The organism is Thalassolituus sp. UBA6592 (assembly GCF_002433655.1).
In the GTDB taxonomy this organism is placed as follows: Bacteria; Pseudomonadota; Gammaproteobacteria; order Pseudomonadales; family Oceanobacteraceae; genus Venatoribacter.
On the sequence record NZ_DJIO01000164.1, the window covers coordinates 1 to 5,383 of the forward strand.

Sequence of the window (5,383 nt, forward strand, 5' to 3'; positions counted from 1 at the left end):
ATAGACCACGACAATCCCGTCAATCACTTTTTTAATATTTTTTCATGAGGGGTAAAAACCCGCTGAAAGCGCACTCGTGCAACTAAAAGAGCAAAAGTAAGGAAAGCATACAAACCCGGTTCCAGCCAGGATGAACGAATCTGCATTAAATAGTGCAACGCCGCTAAAACCCCGATGGCATACGCCAGCTGATGCAGGCGCTTCCAGCGCCTGCCCAGCTGGCGCTGCCAACCCCGGGTAGAGGTAATCGCTAAAGGAATCAACATCAGCCATGCCAGCATACCCACCAGCAGGTATGGCCGCTTCACAGTTTCAGCCGCCAACTCCTGCCAGCGCCACTCCAGCAGAAACATAAAGTAAGACAGTAAATGAACCGTGACATAGAAGAAGGCAAACAAACCCAGCATGCGCCGGTGAGTCATCAACCAGCGCTGGCCCGCCAGCCTGGTTAATGGTGTTACCGCCAGCGTAATCAAAAGGAAGTTAAAGGCCCAACTACCGGTGAACCAGACAATAGCCTTGCCCGGCTCCGGACCCAGCAGATCCCACTCTCCCATCTGCACCCGCACTATCGCCTGCAGTATCCATATAAAGGGGAGCAGACTCAGAACGAATACCGCGATACGTCGCCAGTGGACGGCGTTCAGTTTCGCCATTAATAGTTCTTCCGCAGATCCATGCCTTTATAGAGAGACGCAACCTCTTCGCCATAGCCATTAAACATCTGCGTATCGATACGATTGGCGCTGAACAAACCGGAAGGCAGACGACGCTCGGACGCCTGACTCCAGCGCGGATGGTCCACCTGCGGATTCACGTTGGCATAAAAGCCATACTCATGGGGTGCCAGCTCATTCCAGGTAGTCTTCGGCATGGTTTCACGGAAACGGATCGCCACAATCGACTTGATACTTTTAAAGCCGTACTTCCACGGGACAACTAAGCGCAGCGGCGCACCGTTCTGATTGGGCAACACTTCACCGTACAACCCCACCGCCATAATGGTCAGTGGATTCATGGCTTCATCCATGCGCAGCCCTTCGCGATAAGGCCAGTCGATCGTTGAGAAGCGGGACTTCTGCTCCGGCATTTGCGCCGGATCATTCAGCGTCACGAACTCCACATACTTAGCCGACGACAAGGGTTTGAAGCGCTTGATTAGATCCGATAACTGAAAGCCTACCCAGGGAATCACCATAGACCAGGCTTCGACACAGCGCAGACGATAAATGCGCTCCTGCAATTCCATCCCTTTCAGCAGATCTTCCAGGGCAAACTCGCCCTGCACTTCACATCCCCCCCCGACTTCCACCGTCCAGGGATCGGTCTTCAGAGAACCGGCATTAGCCGCAGGATCGGTTTTGTCGTAACCGAACTCATAGAAGTTGTTGTAGTTGGTAATGGCAGAGTAAGGCGCCTGCTTTTCGTCTTTGCCGAATGCACTGTCACTGGCCTGCAGAATATTCTTTGCCAGCCAGTCCGGACCTGTTGACGCGGGAGACGGCCGGGCCACCAGTGCATTTGCCGGCAGAGCAGTAGCCGCCAACGCCAGTGCCCCGGCCTGCCCCATAAACTGGCGGCGCGCCTTATAAACAGAATGCGGAGTAATTTCAGAGCTGAGCGGATCACTCTGACGTCGTTTACGGATGATCATAGCGGTTCCTCGCTGCGCATCTTGCTGCTTTTTATTGTGCAGGCTTAACCCAGGCCTCTGACGAACAGGTTATCCGGCGATCCGGTGAACCTGCCCAGCGGGACCAAGAGACCAGGGGGCCAAACGAAAAAGGCCGTTACCGATCAGTGTAATCAGTAACGGCCCGGTATAAACCTTATGACCTGAGCTGCAGGCAGAAATTCCGCACGGCAGCCTGTCTTTCTTTCGTCAGAGCGTCTTTCTTCTGCTCTGCCCTTTATTCAACTTATTCAACTCTTTTTAGCGCGCAGGCGGGTCCAGGCTTCATATAAAGGACCGGATACGGCATAGGCCATAAACACGCCCAGCAGCACTTTCGCCGGATCAATAGATACCACTACAAAAACCATCACCACCGCCAGCAGAGCGACGAATGGCACTTTGCCACGCAGATCCAGACCCTTGAAGCTGTGGTAGCGGACATTGGACACCATCAGAATGCCACATACCGGAACGATCATCGCCATCAGCCAGGCCATGTCGGCACCGGAGACGCCGGATTCACTGAACACCCAAACCGTACCGGCAACGATAGCCGCCGCGGATGGCGAGGCCAGACCGGTAAAGAAGTTTTTGTCAGCAACATCCAACTGAGTATTGAAACGTGCCAGGCGCAGAGCAGCACCGGCCACATAAACAAACGCTGCCACCCAACCGACTTTACCCAGATCCTGCAAAGCCCAGGTGAACGACACCAGTGCCGGCGCCACACCGAAGGAGACCATATCCGCCAGACTGTCGTATTCCGCACCGAAATCACTCTGGGTATTGGTCAGACGCGCCACCCGGCCATCCATACCATCCAGAATCATGGAGACGAAAATCGCAATCGCGGCGTTTTCAAAGTTACCGTTCATGCTGGCAACAATGGCATAAAAACCGGAAAACAGTGCGCCGGTGGTAAACAGGTTCGGCAGCAGGTAAATGCCCTTGCGCCCCGGCCATTTGGAGGAATCTTTAGCGCCGTGAGAAGCCGCGGCTTCCTCATGGGCAGCAGAATGACTTTGGGTGTCTGTGTTGTGCTCTTTGTTGTCCATAAGCGGTACAACCTTATTTTCTTCGTTCATCGTGTGTGAAGCTCTTCTCTGTAACCTGACCATTATGAGCCATCAGAGCTGCGCTGTCTTCCATAGCGCCTGCAACAATGGTTCTTCCAGTCTCTGAGTCTTAGAACACAAACCAATGGCAAAAGGTTCCAGCTCAGGCTGAACATTTAATACCCGCACGCGGCTGGCCATCGGACTGTTCCTTAATACCAGCTCAGGTACAACACCAACCCCTACGCCAAGCGCCACCATACTGACGATGGCCTCATTGCCGGATACCTGAGCATAAATATGCGGGCGGATATTACGCTCAGCGAACCATTGATTCACCCGGGTTCTGGCCAAACCGGATTCTGACAGCACCATAGGGACTTCTGACCAGTCAATTTCTGCCTGATTCAGCCCGGCAACATTCGCCGGAGTACGCGGCACAATAAACAATAAAGGTGACGATGCCATGGCTTTAAAGGTAAGCCCGGGCGGTAAATGCTCAGGGCGTGCGGCAATGCCAACATCGGCGTCACCGGATTCCGTACGCGGAATCGATTCAGCTGCATCACCGGTATGAATACGCAGATCCACCAGCGGGTACTTTTCGCGGAAGCGCGACAACAGATCCGGCAGAAAGCTGTAGGTCGCGGTGACGGAACAGAACAGCGTCAGCTCACCACTGAGATCACTGATCTCTGTGCCGACTGCGCTGCGCAGCTGCTGCCAGCTTAATAATGTCTGCTCCGCATGCTGGCGGAACAGCTCGCCGGCCGGGGTCAGCTGCATCGGAGACGTATCGCGGTTAAACATCTGCGCCCCGGCTTCTTCCTCCATACGCGCCAGACGGCGGCTCAGTGTCGAAGCGCTGGTATGTAACTGCTGCGCCGCTTTGCCCAGATGCTGCTGCGAACATAGCGTCAGAAAGACCTGCAAGTCTTTGTAATCCATAGGCTTTCCCCTTTGATTGCGAGGTCGTCTTGCCCCATACGCAAGAGCGTTGCATATTTTGCAATACAGTGACGCAAATATAGCATTTTACGCAACAGGTTTTATCCCCTACTATTCCGCCCCAAACATGCATCCCTTTAACTATTTGCAAGGAGACAGAGATGAGCAACTACTTCAATACTCTGAACCTGCGTCAACAGCTGGATCAGCTGGGTCGCTGCCGTTTTATGGACCGCGAAGAATTCGCGTCCGAAGCTGAATACCTGAAAGGTAAAAAAGTTGTGATCGTTGGTTGTGGTGCTCAGGGCCTGAACCAGGGTCTGAACATGCGCGATTCCGGTCTGGACGTTTCCTACACTCTGCGTGCTGAAGCGATTGCTGAAAAGCGTCAGTCCTGGAAAAACGCTACTGAAAACGGTTTCAACGTAGGCACCTACGAAGAACTGATCCCGACTGCTGATCTGGTTATGAACCTGACTCCGGACAAGCAGCACTCTTCTGTTGTTGGCGCAGTCATGCCACTGATGAAAGAAGGCGCCTGCCTGGGTTACTCCCACGGCTTCAACATCGTTGAAGAAGGCATGCAGATCCGTGAAGACCTGACTGTTGTTATGGTTGCACCTAAGTGCCCTGGTTCTGAAGTACGTGAAGAATACAAGCGTGGTTTCGGTGTACCGACCCTGCTGGCTGTTCACCCGGAAAACGATCCAAAAGGTGAAGGCTGGGATATCGCCAAAGCCTGGGCTGCTGCAACCGGTGGTCACCGTGCAGGCTGTCTGGAATCTTCTTTCGTTGCTGAAGTTAAGTCCGACCTGATGGGCGAGCAGACCATTCTGTGCGGCATGCTGCAGACTGGTGCGATCCTCGGCTTCGAGAAAATGGTTGAAGACGGTATCGACGAAGGCTACGCAGCCAAACTGATTCAGTACGGCTGGGAAACCACCACTGAAGCACTGAAATACGGCGGCATCACCAACATGATGGACCGTCTGTCTAACCCGGCGAAAATCGTTGCGTTCGACATGGCTGAAGAACTGAAAGACCTGATGCGTCCTCTGTTCCGTAAGCACCAGGACGACATCATGACTGGTCACTTCTCTTCTACCATGATGGAAGACTGGGCTAACAACGATGCGAACCTGCTGAAATGGCGTGAAGAAACTGCAGAAACCGGCTTCGAAAAAGCACCGGCTTCTGACGTTGCTATCGACGAACAGGAATACTTCGACCACGGCATCCTGCTGGTTGCCATGATCAAAGCCGGTGTTGAGCTGGCGTTCGAAACCATGGTTGAGTCCGGTATCGTTGAAGAGTCTGCTTACTACGAGTCTCTGCACGAAACTCCGCTGATCGCCAACACCATCGCACGTCGTAAGCTGTACGAAATGAACGTGGTTATCTCTGACACTGCAGAATACGGTAACTACCTGTTCTCTCACGCTGCGGTTCCTCTGCTGCGCGAGAAATTCATGCCCCACATCGGTACTGACGTGATCGGTAAAGGTCTGAACGTTAAAACCAACTCTGTTGATAACAAACGTCTGATCGAAGTAAACGACGCTATCCGTAACCACCCTGTTGAATGGGTTGGTGCAGAACTGCGCGGTTACATGACCGACATGAAACGCATCGTAGAAGCTGCTCAATAAGATCAGTTAACGATGTAAAAAGAACCCGGCTTATGCCGCAATGCTGTTCACTTAAG

General features: G+C 53.1%; 5 protein-coding genes. 1 reads left to right on the top strand and 4 read right to left on the bottom strand.

Features of this window, described 5'->3' with window-relative positions; all coding sequences use genetic code 11:
- Positions 1 to 23: 23 nt before the first annotated feature.
- The 4 genes from B2Z72_RS16615 to ilvY form a co-directional block, all read right to left on the bottom strand.
- Complete coding sequence (locus B2Z72_RS16615; RefSeq protein WP_297005333.1) at positions 24 to 656, bottom strand: sulfite oxidase heme-binding subunit YedZ; 633 nt, start codon at positions 654 to 656, stop codon at positions 24 to 26.
- Positions 656 to 1,654: a protein-methionine-sulfoxide reductase catalytic subunit MsrP gene (msrP, locus tag B2Z72_RS16620; RefSeq protein WP_296982515.1), complete on the bottom strand. Its 999-nt coding sequence runs from the start codon at positions 1,652 to 1,654 to the stop codon at positions 656 to 658. Before msrP ends, B2Z72_RS16615 begins: the two co-directional genes overlap by 1 nt.
- 269 nt (positions 1,655 to 1,923) lie before the next feature.
- On the bottom strand, positions 1,924 to 2,760 hold the full coding sequence (gene pssA / locus B2Z72_RS16625) for a CDP-diacylglycerol--serine O-phosphatidyltransferase (RefSeq protein WP_296982517.1): 837 nt from the start codon (positions 2,758 to 2,760) through the stop codon (positions 1,924 to 1,926).
- A 42-nt stretch (positions 2,761 to 2,802) separates the two neighbouring features.
- Complete coding sequence (ilvY, locus tag B2Z72_RS16630; protein ID WP_296982519.1) at positions 2,803 to 3,678, bottom strand: HTH-type transcriptional activator IlvY; 876 nt, start codon at positions 3,676 to 3,678, stop codon at positions 2,803 to 2,805.
- 161 nt (positions 3,679 to 3,839) lie between these two features.
- Between ilvY and ilvC the strand changes: the two genes are divergently transcribed.
- Positions 3,840 to 5,327 carry a ketol-acid reductoisomerase gene (ilvC, locus tag B2Z72_RS16635; RefSeq protein ID WP_297005336.1) on the top strand — a complete coding sequence of 496 codons (1,488 nt, stop codon included), beginning with the start codon at positions 3,840 to 3,842 and terminating at the stop codon, positions 5,325 to 5,327.
- Positions 5,328 to 5,383 lie beyond the last annotated feature (56 nt).